The sequence below is a fragment of the Arthrobacter sp. Y81 genome, from assembly GCF_002929335.1.
In the GTDB taxonomy this organism is placed as follows: domain Bacteria; phylum Actinomycetota; class Actinomycetes; order Actinomycetales; family Micrococcaceae; genus Arthrobacter.
The window spans coordinates 209113-223814 of record NZ_PJIL01000006.1; the positions used below are offsets into that span (position 1 = coordinate 209113).

Sequence of the window (14702 nt, forward strand, 5' to 3'; positions counted from 1 at the left end):
CATGACGAACTACATCCTGAAGCGCCTGGGACAGGGCCTGCTGACCGTGTTCCTCACGGTGTCCACCGTGTTCATCCTGATCCGCCTGGCCCCCGGCGATCCCGCCGTCTCCTACGCCGGACCGCTGGCCACCACCGAACAGCTCGCTGCTGTCCGGCAGCAGTTCGGCCTGGACCGGCCGGTGCTGGAGCAGTACTGGATCTTCCTGCAGCAGCTGTTCACCGGCAACCTGGGACAGTCCTACTCCTTCCAGGCCCCCGCCATGCAGGTGGTGGCCGAGCGGATGCCGTACACGCTGACCCTCGCTACCGCGTCCATCCTGCTCACCGCCGTGGTGGCCATCCCGCTGGGCGTGTGGATGTCCCGCCGCCCGGACACCGGCAAGGAACTCGGTGTGAACGTGCTGACCATCGCCGGGCAGTCCATGCCCGACTTCTGGACCGGCATCATGCTCCTCACGGGTTTCGCTGTTTTGATACCGATCTTCCCGGCCTCCGGCTTCGCCACCTGGGGCGGGCTGGTGCTCCCCACCATCACCATCGCCATCCTGCAGATCGCCCTGATCTCCCGGATGGTCCGGCGGGAAATGACCGCCAACTTCGCCGCCCCGTACCTCACAGTGGCCCGCTCCCGCGGCGTCAGGAACTCCGTGCTCACCTGGCGCTACGCCATGGGCAACTCCGCCATCCCGGTGTTCACCGCACTCGGTACCCGGTTCGCCGCCATGCTCAACGGCGTGGTGGTGGTGGAAGTGGTGTTCGCCTGGCCCGGCGTCGGCTCCCTGATCGTCCGTGCACTCGAAACCCGCGACTACCCCCTCATCCAGGCAACGGTCCTCCTCACCGCGCTGCTGGCGGTGGGTGTCCAGCTGGTCATCGACCTCGCCTACCCGCTACTTGATCCCCGCGTTCGTCTTGGAAAGGCGGCAACAGCATGAGCCTCAGCGACACCGCAACGCCAACCCGGCAGCCGAGCCCCAGCGCCGTCACCAAGGCGGACATTGCCAAGGCCGGTGCCACGCGCAGTCGTAATGCTGCCAAGTGGAAGCTCGTTGTGGGCACGGTCTGCACCCTGCTGGTCATCATTCCGATCATCTTGGCCCAGGTGCTTCCGCTGCCGGACGCCAACTTCCAGGACCTCTCCGCCCGCCGCTTGCCGCCGTTCACGAACGGGCACCTGTTCGGCACCGACCAGCTGGGCCGCGACCTCCTCTCCCGGGTGCTGCACGGCGGCCAGGTCTCGCTGACCATCGGCCTGCTGGCAGTGCTGGTCTCCGGCGCCATCGGCATCATCCTCGGCTCAGCTGCCGGCTACTTCGGCGGCTGGGTGGACACCATCATCTCCCGCGTCCTCGAGGCGCAGATGTCCCTGCCGCTGCTCATGATGCTGCTCCTGGTGGTGGCACTGTTCGGCCCATCGATCCCGGTCATCACTTTCGTGATCGCCATCGCCCAATGGCCCGAAGTGGCCCGGCTGACGCGGTCAATGGTGCTGGTGGAACGCGAAAAGCCCTACGTCTCGGCCGCCCGGATCCTGGGCCTCCACCGGGTCCAGATCCTGATCCAGCACATCATCCCCAACGTGATCAAGCAGGCCACCCTGGTTGTCCTGCTCCTCCTGGCCCAGGCCGTTCTCCTGGAAAGCGCCCTCAGCTTCCTCGGCGCCGGCCCGCAGCGTCCGTTCGCCACTTGGGGCCGCATCATCTCCGACGGCCAGGACTACATCACCACCTCGTGGTGGATGGTCACCCTGCCCGGCCTGGTGATCGTGCTCATGGTGGTTGGCGTGAACCTGCTGGGCGACGGCCTCCGCGACCGTCCCCGCCGCAAGAAGAAGGGTGCCTGACATGAACGCACACACCGATACCGCAGCTCCTGCTGGCTCCGGTCACGGCGACTCCGGCCACAAGGAGCAGCCGCTGCTGGAGGTCCGCGACTTCCAGGTTGAACTGATCACCGACGCCGGCATCATCCGCGCGGTGGACTCCGTCAGCTTCAGCATCCACCGGGGCGAGACCGTCACCATCATCGGTGAGTCCGGTTCCGGCAAATCGACGACGGCGATGGGAATCCTCCGGCTCCTGCCCGAGGACCTCGCGGTACTTTCCGGCACCGTGCTGATCGACGGCGTTGACATCACCGCTGATCCCAAGGCAATCGGCAAGGTCCGCGGCAAGACGCTGGCCCTGATCCCGCAGGACCCCATGACGGCGCTGAGCCCGGTGCACTCGATCGGCAGCCAGCTGTCCGAGGCCATCCGGATTGCCGGTGCCGCCTCCTCCAAGGACAAGGACGCCGTCAAGGCACGCGCCATCCGCCTGCTGGAGCAGGTCCACATCCCCACCCCGGACAAGCAGCTGAAGAAGTACCCGCACCAGCTCTCCGGCGGCATGCTGCAGCGTGTACTGATCGCCATCGCACTGGCCAGCGAACCCCAGCTCCTCGTCGCGGACGAACCCACGTCCGCGCTGGACGTCACGGTGCAGGGCGGCATCCTGGACCTGCTTCTGGAGCTCCAGGAGCAGCGCGGCATCGGCATCCTGATGATCACGCACGACCTCGGCGTCGCCCGGCTGATCTCGGACCGCATCCACGTCATGAAGGACGGCTCCTTCGTGGAGTCCGGCGACGTCCAGCAGATCGTGGACCACCCCGCCACGGAATACACGCGCAGCCTGCTGGCCGCCGTTCCGGTCCTGGGCCCCTGGGACGAAACTCCCGCCGTCGGCAACACCAGCAACGCCGGAAACAGCAACGCCGGAAACAACAACGCCGGAAACAACAACGCCGGAAACAACAATGCCAGCAATGACCCGGCGGCGAATGCCGCCATGACCAACACCGGAGCCCGCCATGAGTAAGCCGTTCCTCTCCGTCGAAAACCTCGTGGTGGACTATCACGTGCCCGGCGGAACCTTCCGGGCGGTGGACGACGTCTCCTTCTCGGTGGACAAAGGCAAAACGATCGCCATCGTCGGTGAATCCGGCTGCGGCAAGTCCACCATCGCCAAGGCGCTGATGCGGCTGGTGACACCGGCCAGCGGGCGGATCGAACTGGACGGAACGGACATTGCCGCCATGAGCGAGGCCAAGCTGCGGCCGCTGCGCTCCAAGTTCCAGATGGTGTTCCAGGACCCGTACGGTTCCCTGGATCCGCACCTCACCGCCCAGGAGATCGTGGCCGAGCCGCTGAAGCTGCAGGGCGTCCGGTCCCGGGCCGAGCGGAACAAGGAAGCGGCCAAGCTGATCGACCAGGTGGGCCTCCCCGCGAATTCCCTGGACAAGCACCCCGCGGAATTCTCCGGCGGCCAGCGCCAGCGGATCGGCATCGCCCGCGCCCTGGCCTCGAAGCCGGAGCTGCTGGTCTGCGACGAAGCCACCAGCGCCCTGGACGTTTCGGTCCAGGCCCAGGTGCTGCGGCTGCTGAAGTCCATCCAGGACGAAACCGGCATCACCTACGTGTTCATCTCGCACAACCTTGGCGTGGTGCAGGAGATCAGCGATAGCGTCATGGTGATGCAGCGCGGCAAGCTGGTGGAAGCCGGCCCCACCGCGTCCGTCCTGACGGCCCCGAAGGAGGACTACACCCGCAGGCTCCGCCGCGCGGCCCTCGACCCCTCCACCATGCGCGGCCTCAAGCCGCGGCACCTGGTCCGGTCGCTGGCCCTCGCCAATCAGCCCGGCTGAAGCGCCGGCTCACCCGGCCTCCCCCGAACCAGATCCCGTACCCCCACTGCAACCACAAGGAATCAACGCATGAGCAAGCAGCCAGAAGGCACCCCGGTGGACGGCTTGAAGCTACCCATCTCCCGGCTCGTCCTGGGCACCATGACGTTCGGCGACACCGCCGATGAGGCCACCGCCGGGCGGATGGTGGACGAGGCGCTCGACGCCGGCATCACCACCATCGACACCGCCAATGCCTACGTCGGCGGTGCCACCGAGGACATGCTCTCCCGGCTCCTGAAGGAGCGGCGGGACGACGTCATCCTCGCCTCCAAGGCCGGCATGCCGCACCCGGACCACGGCCAGCACTCGCCGCTGTCCCCCGAGGGGCTGCGCAACAGCGTCGAGGGCAGCCTCCGCCGGCTGGGCGTGGACAGCATCGACCTGTTCTACCTGCACCAGCCGGACCGGGCCACGCCCTTGCACGACACGCTGCGCACCGTGGCGGAGCTCGCCGCCGAGGGCAAGATCGGCGCCCTGGGCGTGTCCAACTTCGCGGCGTGGCAGATCGCCGACGTCATCTACGTTGCCCGCGAGGTCGGCGCACCGCGGCCGGTCGTGGCGCAGCAGCTGTACAACCTGGTGGCCCGGCGGGTGGAGGAGGAATACCTCGAATTCGCCGCCACGCACAACGTCCACACCATGGTCTACAACCCCCTGGGCGGTGGCTTGCTCACCGGCAGGCACAGCTTCGACTCCAAGCCGTCCGAGGGCCGCTTCGGCGATTCCAAGCTTGCGGCCATGTACACCCAGCGCTACTGGGACAAGCAGCTGTTCGAGGCCGTCAACGCGCTGGCCGGCATCGCGGAGAACGCCGGAATCACACTGGCGGAACTGTCGCTGCGCTGGCTCGCATACCGGGACGGCGTGGGCTCCATGCTGCTGGGCGGCTCCAAGGTGGAGCAGCTCCGCGCCAACATCGCGGCCGTGGCCAAGGGGCCGCTGCCCGCAGAGGTGTCCGAAGCCTGCGACGCCGTGGGCGCCGGACTCCGCGGCCCCATGCCCGCCTACAACCGCTGACCCTCCCCGCAAGCACGCGGTACCGGCACCGCAAACATCCGGCACCGCTCCAAGCACGCACCCACTGACTGAAGGTAGAAGATACAGATGACATCAGAACTCGCCCTCGAATTCGCCCGCAAGATCCGCGCCCGCGAGCAGGCGGTCGGCTACTGGGCCGTGCTGGACGCGCCCGTGGCCACGGAACGCATCGGCCGGCTGGGCTACGACTACGTGGCACTCGACGCGCAGCACGGCCTGCTCGGCTACTCGGGCGTGCTCAACGGACTCATGGCCATCGATGCCGGGCACACCGCCGTCGGTATGGTGCGGGTGGAGGACAATAACCTGACCGCCATCGGCAAGGCGCTGGACGCCGGCGCCGTCGGCGTGATCGTCCCGCTGGTCAACACTGCGGCCGACGCGGCCGCTGCCGTTGCCGCCGCCAAGTACCCGCCGATGGGCGGCCGCTCGTACGGGCCCATGCGTTCCGCGCTGCGGATCGGCCCGGTTCCGGCCGAGGCGAACGCCGCTACGCTGGTGTTCGCCATGATCGAGACGCCGGACGGCCTGGCGAACGTCAAGGAGATCTGCGCGACGCCGGGGCTCGACGGCATCTATGTTGGCCCGTCGGACCTGGCCATCGCCGTTGGCGGCGCGTTCCCCGGGGACCCCGCCATCGAAGCCGAATTCAACGCCGCCCTGGAGACCATCGCCGAAGCCGCCGCCTCCGCAGGAGTCGCCGCGGGCATCCACACCGCCTCCGGCGACATCGCCGCCCAGCGGCTGCGCCAGGGCTACACTTTCACCACGGTGGCCTCCGACCTGACCCACCTGGAGCTGGCCGCCAAGGCCCACCTGGCCGCCGCCAAGGCAGAGGGCTGAGGCCATGCAGACAACCAACGGCACCGAGTACAGCACCATCAGCCCGGACGGCGCCGTCAAGCACGCCGACGGCGCGGACTTCGCCTACCTGCCCGCGCCCACCGTGCAGAGCCACGCTGCGAACCTGCTGACCCTCCCGGACGGACGCCTGGGATGCGTCTGGTTCGGCGGAACACAGGAAGGCGTGCCGGACATCTCCATCTGGTTCTCCACCCTGGAACCCGGGAGCACGCAGTGGTCCCCCGCGGAGCAGCTCTCCGATGACGGCGCCCGCTCCGAGCAGAACCCCATCCTGTTCACCGCGCCCGACCCATCCGGTCAGGGCAGCGCCCTATGGCTGCTCTACACCGCGCAGAAGGCGGGCAACCAGGACACCGCCGAGGTCCGCCGTCGGACATCCACCGACAGCGGCCGGACCTGGGGCCCGGTGGAAACGCTGTTCGCGGCCAACGAAACCGGCGGCGTGTTCGTCCGGCAACTGCCGGTGGTCCTGCCGTCCGGCCGCCTGATCATCCCGATCTTCCGCTGCATCACCACCCCCGGCGAAAAGTGGGTGGGCAACAGCGACGACAGCGCCGTGATGATCTCCGACGACGCCAGCGCCACCTGGACCGAACACGTCCTGCCGGGCAGCCTGGGCTGCGTCCACATGAACATCCAGCCGGTGGCCGACGGATCCCTGCTGGCCCTGTTCCGCAGCCGCTGGGCGGACTCGATCTACGAGTCGCGTTCCACCGACGACGGCACCACCTGGAGCGAGCCCGTCCCCACCGAGCTGCCCAACAACAACTCCTCCATCCAGTTCACGGCGCTAGCCGACGGGCGCCTGGCGCTGGTCTACAACCACGTCAGGGCGGAAGAGAACACCGAACGGCGGCTCTCCCTCTATGACGAGATCGACGACGACGGGCTGGCCGACGAACAGGGGCAGATCACCGAACCGGCTGTGCCGGCGGGCGGCGCGCTTCCCGGAAGCAGCGCGGCTGGCGGGGAGCGGAAGGCATTCTGGGGTACCCCGCGCTCCCCCATGACGCTGGCCATCTCCGAGGACTCCGGCCGCAGCTGGCCCATCCGGCGCAACCTGGACGTGGGCGACGGCTACTGCCTGTCCAACAACTCCCGGGACGGCCTGAACCGCGAGTACTCTTATCCATCCATCCACCAGGGCCCGGACGGGGCACTGAACATCGCCTACACGTACTTCCGCCAGGCCATCAAGTTCGTGCGCGTGGATCCGCAGTGGGCCTACGGGGGAAGCACCACGCCCGGCGGCGACTCGTGAGCACCGCGGTTGAGGACGCCGCTGGGAAGGGCGCCCGGCACGCGGTCGTCACCGGGTGCAGCTCGGGCATCGGCAAGGCCGTCGCGGAGCGGCTGCTGGCCGACGGCTGGACTGTCACGGGGCTGAGCCGCAGCGAACCAGCACTCGGGCCTGGCTTCCGCTGGCTGCACGCCGATCTCTCCGATCCGGCGTCGCTGGCGGGGTGCGTTGCCGGCGTCGGCATTGCCGACGCGCTGGTGCATGCCGCCGGATACCAGCGGACCGCTGTCCTGGGCGAATTGGATCCGGAGGCGCTGGCCGGGATGTTCACGGTGCATGTGGCCGCCGCCAGTGCGCTGGCGAACGCCCTGGTGCCGCACATGCCCGACGGCGGCCGCGTCCTGCTGATCGGCAGCCGGACGTCCACGGGATCGCCCGGCAAGAGCCAGTACGCAGCGACGAAGGCGGCACTGCTGGGAATGGGCCGCAGCTGGGCGCAGGAGCTGGCACCACGCGGCATCACGGTCAACGTCCTCTCGCCCGGGCCCACGGACACTCCCATGCTGGCCGATCCGGGTCGGGCCGCAACGCCGCCCAAGGTGCCGGCACTGGGGAAGCTGGTGGACCCCGTTGACGTTGCGGCCCTGGCGGGTTTCCTCCTGGGTGACCATGGGAAATCCATCACGGGCCAGAACTACGTGATCTGCGGCGGCGCGTCCCTGTGACACCCTAAACCGCACGGAGCAGCGCCGCGCGGAATAGCATGGGGACAGCCTGACCGACCGCCAGGCACAGCTGCGGAGGCACCAGCCGACGCCGAAGGAGAGCCAGAGATGACCACCGCCAAAGCCAGGCGCGAAGAGATCTACCACCTCGCCGTCACCACCGGCCTCGCCTCCGTGGAGGAGCTCTCACGCCATTTCGCCGTAACGGCCTCCACCATCCGGCGGGACCTGGCCCAGCTCAACGAGCAGGGAAAACTGGCACGCACCTACGGCGGCGCCGTCGCGCTCGGGGCGCACCCGGAGCCGTCCCTGCGGCAGCGCACGGGCGAGGCCTTTGAACAGAAGCAGGCCATTGCGGCCTGGGCGGCCAGCCAGGTGCACGACGGCGAAATCATCCTGCTCGACGGCGGCTCGACCGTGGGCGCCCTGGCCCACGCCCTGCGCGGCCGGGAAAACCTGTCCGTCACCACCCCGGGCATCAACACGCTCCAGGAACTGGCCGACTCCCCCGGCATCCAGGTGGACTGCCTGGGCGGCCGGCTTCGGGGCGTCAGCCAGACCTTCGTGGGCCCGCTCGCCGAAGCGGCCCTGGAGCGGATGAGTTTCGACCGCGTCTTCCTCGGGGCGGATGCGGTCACGGCCGACGACGGGCTGTGCGAGGCCGACCACGCGCAGACCAGGCTCAAGGAGCTGATGGCACGCCGCGGCGACAATGTGTACGTCCTTGCGGACTCCACCAAGCTCGGCAAGCGCCCGTTCCATGCCTGGGCGCGGATCCCGCTCCCCTGGACGCTCGTGACGGACGCGGGGGCGGACCCGGGGCAGGTGGAGCTCTTCCGGAGCACGGGCGTGACGGTCCAGCTGGTGGACGTTAACCGCGAAAGCAGCGCCGCCCTCTCCTGAGGACGGCACTGCTTCGGGTCATGACCTGGCGTGGCGCCGCCCCTGGGTGGCGCTGCTTTTGGTGCCCGGTTTTGTTGCCTTCTTAGACCAGGGTGGAGGTGTCGATGACGAAGCGGTAGCGGACGTCGGACGCCAGGACGCGTTCGTAGGCGTCGTTGATCTTCTCAGCCGGGATGACTTCGATCTCGGCGCCGAGGTTGTGCTCGGCGCAGAAGTCGAGCATTTCCTGGGTTTCGCGGATGCCGCCGATCGCCGAGCCCGCGAAGGAGCGGCGGCCCATGATCAGCGAGAAGACGTTCACCGGGAGCGGCTCCGCCGGGGCGCCCACGTTCACCAGGGCACCGTCGAGGGTCAGCAGCTGCAGGTAGGAGCTGATATCGATCTTGGCGCTGACGGTGTTGATGATCAGGTCGAAGCTGCCGGCCAGGTCCGTGAAGGTGTTTTCGTCGCTGGTGGCGTAGTAGTGGTCCGCGCCCAGCCTCAGGCCGTCCTCCTGCTTCTTCAGGGACTGCGAAAGAACGGAGACCTCGGCGCCCATGGCGTGGGCGATCTTGACGGCCATGTGTCCCAGCCCGCCGAGCCCGACGATGGCCACCTTCTTGCCGGGTCCCGCGCCCCAGTGGCGCAGCGGCGAATAGGTGGTGATGCCGGCGCAGAGCAGCGGCGCGGCGACGTCGAGCTCGAGGCCCTCCGGGATCCGCACGACGAAGTCCTCGGTCACCACCACGTGGGTGGAGTAGCCGCCCTGGGTGATGGTGCCGTCGCGGTCAACGGCACCGTAGGTGCCGGTCATTCCCTTGAGGCAGTACTGTTCCTCGCCCTTTTGGCAGTTGACGCATTCGCGGCAGGAGTTGACCATGCAGCCGACGCCGACGCGGTCGCCGACCGAGTGCTTGGTGACTTCGGCGCCGACCTCAGTGACGATTCCGGCGATCTCGTGGCCAGGTGCCAGCGGGTACTGCTGGGGTCCCCAGTCGCCGCGGACGGTGTGGATGTCGGAGTGGCAGATGCCGGCGTACTTGATCTCGATCAGCACGTCGTGCGGGCCGACGTCGCGGCGCTCGATGGTGGTGGGAACGAGGGCTCCGTCAGCGGACGGGGCAGCGTAAGCGTTGGCGGTAAGCAAATTTTTCTCCAATGTTGGGTGGGGGATTCGTTTGGTTGGGTGGAAAGTCTTAGGTACGGATGAGCACTTTGAGTGCTGTGCGGTCCGCCATGGCCCGGTAGCCGGCGGGGACCTCGTCGAGGGCAACAGTATGGTCAAACATCTTGCCGGGCTGGATTGTTCCCGTGAGGATGTCCGGCATGAGTTCTTCGATGTAGGCCCGGGCCGGGGCCACGCCGCCGGTCAGGATGATATTGCGCATCACGGTGCCGAAATTCATGGGCACGTCCGTGTACTGGGCGGCTCCCACCCTACCAACGGCGCCGCCGTCGCGCACGGCGGCGATCGCGGTGTTGATGGCATCCTGCGTCCCGACGCACTCCAGCACCGTGTGGGTTCCATCGCCGCCGGTGAGTTCGCGGATTCGTTCGACTCCTTCGTCCCCGCGTTCGGTAATGATGTCCGTGGCACCGAATTCGAGTCCCAGGTCCGTGCGGTCCTTGTGCCGGCCCATGAGCAGGATCCGCTCGGCACCGAGGCGCTTGGCTGCGATCACAGCGGACAGGCCCACCGCGCCGTCACCGATCACCGTCACGGTGGTGCGCGGGTTCACTCCGGCCGTGACGGCGGCGTGGTGTCCTGTGCAGAGCACGTCCGAGAGGGTGAGCAGGGCGGGCAGCAGCGGGGAGTCCTCGCCCACGGGCAGCTTCACCAGCGTGCCCTGCGCCTGGGGGACGCGCACGGCTTCGCCCTGGCCGCCGTCGAGGTCGTGGCCCCACTGGCCGCCGTGGCGGCAGGACGTCTGCAGCCCCTCCCGGCAGAAGTCGCAGGTGTTGTCGGACCACACGAAAGGCGCCACCACGACGTCGCCGCGCTTGAAACCCTGGACTGCGGAGCCGAGGTCCTCGATGACGCCGAGGAATTCGTGGCCCATGCGCCGGCCGCGGTCCGATGCCGGGAGGGAGCCATAGGGCCAGAGATCGCTGCCGCACACGCAGGACAGGACAACCCGCACCACGGCGTCTGTCGGTTCCTTGATGGCCGCGTCGGGCACGTTTTCCACGCGCACGTCGCCGGCGCCGTACATGAGTGTTGCTCGCATGAGAATCCTTTTTAGCGGTGGATGTAACGGGGTTGATGTAGTGGTGGGCTGATGCGGTGGTGGGCGGGGGCCGGTCAGCCGGCGTGCGCCGTCGTCGACCGTTCAGTCGTCGTTTGCTCTGCAAGGACCTCCTTGAGCGCCGCTATCGCGCTCATGGCGTTCGGCCAGCCGGCGTAGAAGGCAAGGTGCGTGATCGCTTCGACCAGTTCATCCCGGGTGACGCCATTGGCGAGTGCCAGGCGCAGGTGGGAGGGCAGCTGGCCGGTCCGGTACAGCGCGGTCAGCGCTGCGACGGTGACGAGGCGGCGGTCGCGGGGCGAGAGGCCGGGCCGTTCCCAGACGTCGCCGAACAGCACATCGTCGGTGAGCTGGACGAGCTTGGGGGCGACGTCGCCGATGAGCTGCTGGGCCGGCGAAGGGGTCTCCGTTGCCATGGTGGTGCTCCTTAGGATGTTTTCGGTGCTTATCCAGAAAACCGCGTCCTCTCCGCGCGGGGAAGGGTCTGTTGATACAGGTACTGACAGGGCCTCCTTCGGGCCACGGAAGGCTCCTAGGGTTGAAGGCGTGGAATGCGCCGCCCACGGGGCGCCACCGCCACGCCCACAGGCGCCACCGCGCCGCCCACGGGGCGCGCTATCCAGCCAAATGCGATACTGCAATGCGCAATCCAGCAATAGAGGAGACCAGTTGGAAATCCAGCCGAAGACGCCAAGCAACAAGGGACCGGCGGAGATGTTCACCGGCGACGTCTGGTTCGACGTGATCGCCAAGGGTGAGGACCCCTCGCAGCTGCGCGTGAACATGGTCCGTTTCTCACCGGGCGCCCACACTGCGTGGCACTCACACGCAAACGGGCAGACCCTGCATGTGACCGAAGGCCGCGGCCTGGTCCAGTCCCGCGGCGGCGAGGTCATCGAGATCCGTCCCGGCGACACCATCTACACGCCGCCGGGCGAAGAGCACTGGCACGGCGCCGCCCCGGGCCACTTCATGTGCCACCTTGCCATGTGGGAAGCCTTGGGCGAAGGCCAGGAGGGACCGGAAACCGCGTGGGGCGAGCACGTGGACCGCGCGGAGTAGGGGTTCGCTGACCGTCTTGGCCTGGCTCGCTCCCGTTCCCGGGTTCGCCCTTCGTTAGCGGGGCGGGCGGCGGCTGGCGGCTGGCGGCTTTCCGCTGCCCTGGCGGCCGGCCTTAAATGTCTGACCCCCGCGGCAGACTTAGTCCATGGAAGCCATGGGGGATTCTGCATCACGAGGGGCGTTGCGGTGGGCCGAGCTGCCCGCTGATGCTGCTGCTGTTCAGCCGCCTCCGGCTGTGCGCGGCCGGGGCCTGCGCAGTGTCCCCGCGGCACCCCGGCATCCGGATACTTTAGCGTCCGACGGCGGCGGGCCCGGTGATCTGGCGCGGTGCCTTGAGCTGCTCAGGACCTTGAGTTCGACGGCGGTCGACGACGCCGCGCTGCTCGGCTTCCGCGAGGCCGCGGACTTCGCCGACAAGGTCGAGGAAATCTCCCGGGCCGCCGAATACCTGCAGATCATCGCGGCCGGGGCCGTGGAGCGGAGCCGCCGGGAAGCCGCAGCGGCTGCGCGCTCAGCCGCAGCCGGCTCAGACTCAGGCGCGGGCGGCTCGGGCGCGGCCGTTGGCTGGGTCACGGGCTGGGGCGCAGAAGCGGCCGGCGCGGATCATGAGGCGCCCCCGGCGCCGAACCTCGCCAATTCGGACCCGGCTGATGACGGGTCCCGGAACTCGGCCGAGTTCCTCCGCACCAGGCTGCGGATCAGCATTGCCGAAGCACGCCGCCGGATTGCCCTCGCGTCCGCGGTGCTGCCCGGGACGGGATTCACGGGCCACACGGAGCCGGCAGAGCGGCCCGAACTCGCCGCCGCCGTTGCCGCCGGGACTATCGCCTCCCGGATGGAACACGCCCTGACCCGCACCGCGGCCCAGTACGACACCGACTTCCTCACCCGGGTCGCCCGCCGCTGGACCGACGCGATCGACCAGGACGGTTCGGAGCCTTCCGAGGAAGAACTCCGCCGCCGCCAGGGCGTCTTCCTCCGCCCGGCCCGCCGCGGACTCCACCACCTGGAAATCTTCGCCACCCCGGACCAGTACGAACCCCTCCTGACCGTCATGAACACCGCCACCAACCCCCGCACCCGGGCCTGTAATACTGAGGACATCGACGCCGGCAACGACGCAGACAGTGCAGCGGATAGCGGCGACGGGACCGGCGGCCCACCTGACGCCGACCTGGACCAGCGGACCCGGCCGCAACGGCTCCTCGACGGCCTGGTCGGTGCCTGCAAAGTAGCCCTGACCACGGATGCGCTGCCCGCCGCGGGAGGGCTCCGGCCCCAGGTCATGGTCACCATCGACTACCAGGACCTCCTGGACCGTCTCGAACGCACCACCGCCCAGGGACCCCGCTACCGCACCACGGCCACTGGCACCAGCAGCGAATCCCCGGCCGGCATCCCCGGCACCGGGTCGTTCACGTTCACCGGCCCGGTCGCGGCGTCCGTGGTCCGGAAGATTGCCTGCGATGCGGACATCATCCCTGTCCTGCTCGGCAGCCAGGGACGCATCCTCGACATCGGCCGCACCACCAGGATCTTCCCGCCCCACATCCGCAAAGCCATCACCGCCCGCGACCAAGGCTGCGCCTTCCCCGGCTGCACCATCCCCGCCCCCTGGTGCGAAGCCCACCACATCTCCTATTGGTCACACGGCGGAAACACCAGCACCGATAACGGCACCCTGCTGTGCTCCCATCACCACCACCTCATCCACAAGGAGCAATGGACCATCCAGGTAATAACCGGCGTCCCCTGGTTCAGCCCGCCACCCCACATCGACCCACGCCAAAAACCCCAACGAAACAGATACTTTCAAGACGTAAAGGATGGCCGAAGCAGCGCGCCGGCATGCACTGACCCAGCGCGCCAACGCAGCCGGGCCGGTCGGATCGAGCCGACCCGCGCTATGGGTCCGCGACCTGCCTTCCGGGTTCCTATCGTGGGGGCGTCAGCAGCGGATTGCTCAGATTGCGTCGCCAAGACGGGCCACGTCAGGGGCCAGGGTGAGGGGTAGTCGATGCAGCCGCGTGAGTGCGGCGGCGGCTTCGCTGTCTGCTTCTGCGGTGTAGGTGAGGATGCGGTGGCCGGAGTCGTCCGGCATGGTCAGGACCTCGAACCCGAGCTCCATGCACCCGAGCTGGGGATGGTTCAGTGTCTTGTGCCCTGACATGCAGTTCTCGACCGGATGTTCCGCCCACATGGTCGCGAACTCAGGGCTTTTGAGGGTCAGTTCCCCGACGAGTGCGGCGAGTTCGGCGTCGTCGGCGAACCGTCCGGAGAGCAGCCGCAGGGACGCGACGGCACGGGAAGCCTCGGAGCGCCAGTGCGGGTAGAGGCTGCGTGTGGCTTCATCCAGGAAGAGCATTCGGGTCATGTTCGGCCGCTGGGACGCTGTGTCCGGGGCATCGAAGTCCAGGTGCGAAGCGACCAGCCAGTGCCCGGCCCGGTTCCAGGCCAGGACTTCGGTGCGCTTGCCCAGCACTACCGACGGAACACTGCCCATGGAATCGACCAGGCGTTTCGTCCCGGGCCGCACCTGGTCGGGCCGGTTCCTAGTGGTCTTGGGTAGGCGGCGTTTGATGCCGGAGAGGTCGGAGAGGTGTTTTCTTTCGACCTCGGTCAGGGCCAGGGCCTGGGCGAGGGAGTTGATGATCGCGTCGGAGGCGTTGACGTGCTGGCCCTGTTCCAGCCGGGCGTAGTAGGTCACGCTCATTCCGGCCAGCATGGCCACTTCCTCACGCCGCAGCCCGGGAACACGGCGAGTGCCGTAATCCATCAGCCCGACGTCAGCCGGGCTCAGGGCGGCCCGTCGTTTGCGGAGAAAGTCGCCCATCGCTGCTGGTTGGTTCATACCTGTGAGTATTCACGAACATTCCCAGACGTGGGTAGCACTGCCAGTGCTACCCACAACACGGCG

15 protein-coding genes are annotated in these 14702 nt (G+C 68.2%); 11 read left to right on the plus strand and 4 right to left on the minus strand.

Annotated elements, in window-relative coordinates:
- The first annotated feature begins 1 nt into the window (after position 1).
- The 9 genes from CXQ91_RS10465 to CXQ91_RS10505 all read left to right on the plus strand — a co-directional run bounded on the left by CXQ91_RS10465 (position 2) and on the right by CXQ91_RS10505 (position 8498).
- Positions 2–937 carry an ABC transporter permease gene (locus tag CXQ91_RS10465; protein WP_104173853.1) on the plus strand — a complete coding sequence of 312 codons (936 nt, stop codon included), beginning with the start codon at positions 2–4 and terminating at the stop codon, positions 935–937.
- Positions 934–1845 carry an ABC transporter permease gene (locus CXQ91_RS10470; RefSeq protein ID WP_104173854.1) on the plus strand — a complete coding sequence of 304 codons (912 nt, stop codon included), beginning with the start codon at positions 934–936 and terminating at the stop codon, positions 1843–1845. The genes CXQ91_RS10465 and CXQ91_RS10470 overlap by 4 nt, the downstream gene beginning before the upstream one ends.
- A 1-nt stretch (position 1846) precedes the next feature.
- Positions 1847–2860 carry an ABC transporter ATP-binding protein gene (locus CXQ91_RS10475; RefSeq protein ID WP_258073929.1) on the plus strand — a complete coding sequence of 338 codons (1014 nt, stop codon included), beginning with the start codon at positions 1847–1849 and terminating at the stop codon, positions 2858–2860.
- The gene (locus CXQ91_RS10480) at positions 2853–3686 is read left to right on the plus strand and encodes an ATP-binding cassette domain-containing protein (protein WP_104173855.1); all 834 of its coding nucleotides are present in this window, start codon (positions 2853–2855) and stop codon (positions 3684–3686) included. The genes CXQ91_RS10475 and CXQ91_RS10480 overlap by 8 nt, the downstream gene beginning before the upstream one ends.
- Positions 3687–3755: 69 nt before the next feature.
- Positions 3756–4745 carry an aldo/keto reductase gene (locus CXQ91_RS10485; RefSeq protein WP_104173856.1) on the plus strand — a complete coding sequence of 330 codons (990 nt, stop codon included), beginning with the start codon at positions 3756–3758 and terminating at the stop codon, positions 4743–4745.
- 87 nt (positions 4746–4832) lie between these two features.
- Positions 4833–5609, plus strand: a complete 777-nt coding sequence (locus tag CXQ91_RS10490; protein WP_104173857.1) for an HpcH/HpaI aldolase/citrate lyase family protein — start codon at positions 4833–4835, stop codon at positions 5607–5609.
- A 4-nt stretch (positions 5610–5613) separates the two neighbouring features.
- Positions 5614–6891 carry an exo-alpha-sialidase gene (locus CXQ91_RS10495; protein WP_104173858.1) on the plus strand — a complete coding sequence of 426 codons (1278 nt, stop codon included), beginning with the start codon at positions 5614–5616 and terminating at the stop codon, positions 6889–6891.
- Positions 6888–7595 carry an SDR family NAD(P)-dependent oxidoreductase gene (locus CXQ91_RS10500; protein ID WP_104173859.1) on the plus strand — a complete coding sequence of 236 codons (708 nt, stop codon included), beginning with the start codon at positions 6888–6890 and terminating at the stop codon, positions 7593–7595. Before CXQ91_RS10495 ends, CXQ91_RS10500 begins: the two co-directional genes overlap by 4 nt.
- 108 nt (positions 7596–7703) lie before the next feature.
- Complete coding sequence (locus CXQ91_RS10505) at positions 7704–8498, plus strand: DeoR/GlpR family DNA-binding transcription regulator (RefSeq protein ID WP_104173860.1); 795 nt, start codon at positions 7704–7706, stop codon at positions 8496–8498.
- An 82-nt stretch (positions 8499–8580) separates the two neighbouring features.
- On the opposite strand, the gene CXQ91_RS10510 is transcribed toward CXQ91_RS10505, so the two are convergent.
- The 3 genes from CXQ91_RS10510 to CXQ91_RS10520 all read right to left on the minus strand — a co-directional run bounded on the left by CXQ91_RS10510 (position 8581) and on the right by CXQ91_RS10520 (position 11139).
- Positions 8581–9624 (minus strand): NAD(P)-dependent alcohol dehydrogenase, encoded by a 1044-nt coding sequence (locus tag CXQ91_RS10510; protein ID WP_104173861.1) that lies wholly within the window; start codon positions 9622–9624, stop codon positions 8581–8583.
- 49 nt (positions 9625–9673) lie between these two features.
- Entirely contained in the window at positions 9674–10705 is a 1032-nt protein-coding gene (locus CXQ91_RS10515; protein WP_104173862.1) for a zinc-dependent alcohol dehydrogenase family protein, read from the minus strand.
- Positions 10706–10779: 74 nt separating this feature from the next.
- Positions 10780–11139: a carboxymuconolactone decarboxylase family protein gene (locus tag CXQ91_RS10520; RefSeq protein WP_104173863.1), complete on the minus strand. Its 360-nt coding sequence runs from the start codon at positions 11137–11139 to the stop codon at positions 10780–10782.
- Positions 11140–11392: 253 nt separating this feature from the next.
- Here CXQ91_RS10520 and CXQ91_RS10525 point away from each other — a divergent pair, with 253 nt between their 5' ends.
- Positions 11393–11785, plus strand: coding sequence for a cupin domain-containing protein (locus CXQ91_RS10525; RefSeq protein ID WP_104173864.1), 393 nt, complete (start codon positions 11393–11395; stop codon positions 11783–11785).
- A 145-nt stretch (positions 11786–11930) separates the two neighbouring features.
- Positions 11931–13799, plus strand: a complete 1869-nt coding sequence (locus tag CXQ91_RS10530; protein WP_104173865.1) for an HNH endonuclease signature motif containing protein — start codon at positions 11931–11933, stop codon at positions 13797–13799.
- Here CXQ91_RS10530 and CXQ91_RS10535 read toward each other — a convergent pair.
- Positions 13749–14636, minus strand: a complete 888-nt coding sequence (locus CXQ91_RS10535; protein WP_104173866.1) for a helix-turn-helix transcriptional regulator — start codon at positions 14634–14636, stop codon at positions 13749–13751. The two genes, CXQ91_RS10530 and CXQ91_RS10535, sit on opposite strands and share 51 nt — an antisense overlap.
- Positions 14637–14702: the final 66 nt, after the last annotated feature.

Excerpts from the sequence above, each read along its gene's own strand:
- CXQ91_RS10490 (WP_104173857.1), top strand. The coding sequence starts at position 4,833 with ATGACATCAGAACTCGCCCTCGAATTCGCCCGCAAGATCCGCGCCCGC.
- CXQ91_RS10495 (WP_104173858.1), top strand. The coding sequence starts at position 5,614 with ATGCAGACAACCAACGGCACCGAGTACAGCACCATCAGCCCGGACGGC.
- CXQ91_RS10475 (WP_258073929.1), top strand. The coding sequence starts at position 1,847 with ATGAACGCACACACCGATACCGCAGCTCCTGCTGGCTCCGGTCACGGC.
- CXQ91_RS10520 (WP_104173863.1), bottom strand. The coding sequence starts at position 11,139 with ATGGCAACGGAGACCCCTTCGCCGGCCCAGCAGCTCATCGGCGACGTC.
- CXQ91_RS10515 (WP_104173862.1), bottom strand. The coding sequence starts at position 10,705 with ATGCGAGCAACACTCATGTACGGCGCCGGCGACGTGCGCGTGGAAAAC.
- CXQ91_RS10530 (WP_104173865.1), top strand. The coding sequence starts at position 11,931 with ATGGAAGCCATGGGGGATTCTGCATCACGAGGGGCGTTGCGGTGGGCC.
- CXQ91_RS10485 (WP_104173856.1), top strand. The coding sequence starts at position 3,756 with ATGAGCAAGCAGCCAGAAGGCACCCCGGTGGACGGCTTGAAGCTACCC.
- CXQ91_RS10470 (WP_104173854.1), top strand. The coding sequence starts at position 934 with ATGAGCCTCAGCGACACCGCAACGCCAACCCGGCAGCCGAGCCCCAGC.
- CXQ91_RS10480 (WP_104173855.1), top strand. The coding sequence starts at position 2,853 with ATGAGTAAGCCGTTCCTCTCCGTCGAAAACCTCGTGGTGGACTATCAC.
- CXQ91_RS10505 (WP_104173860.1), top strand. The coding sequence starts at position 7,704 with ATGACCACCGCCAAAGCCAGGCGCGAAGAGATCTACCACCTCGCCGTC.
- CXQ91_RS10535 (WP_104173866.1), bottom strand. The coding sequence starts at position 14,636 with ATGAACCAACCAGCAGCGATGGGCGACTTTCTCCGCAAACGACGGGCC.
- CXQ91_RS10465 (WP_104173853.1), top strand. The coding sequence starts at position 2 with ATGACGAACTACATCCTGAAGCGCCTGGGACAGGGCCTGCTGACCGTG.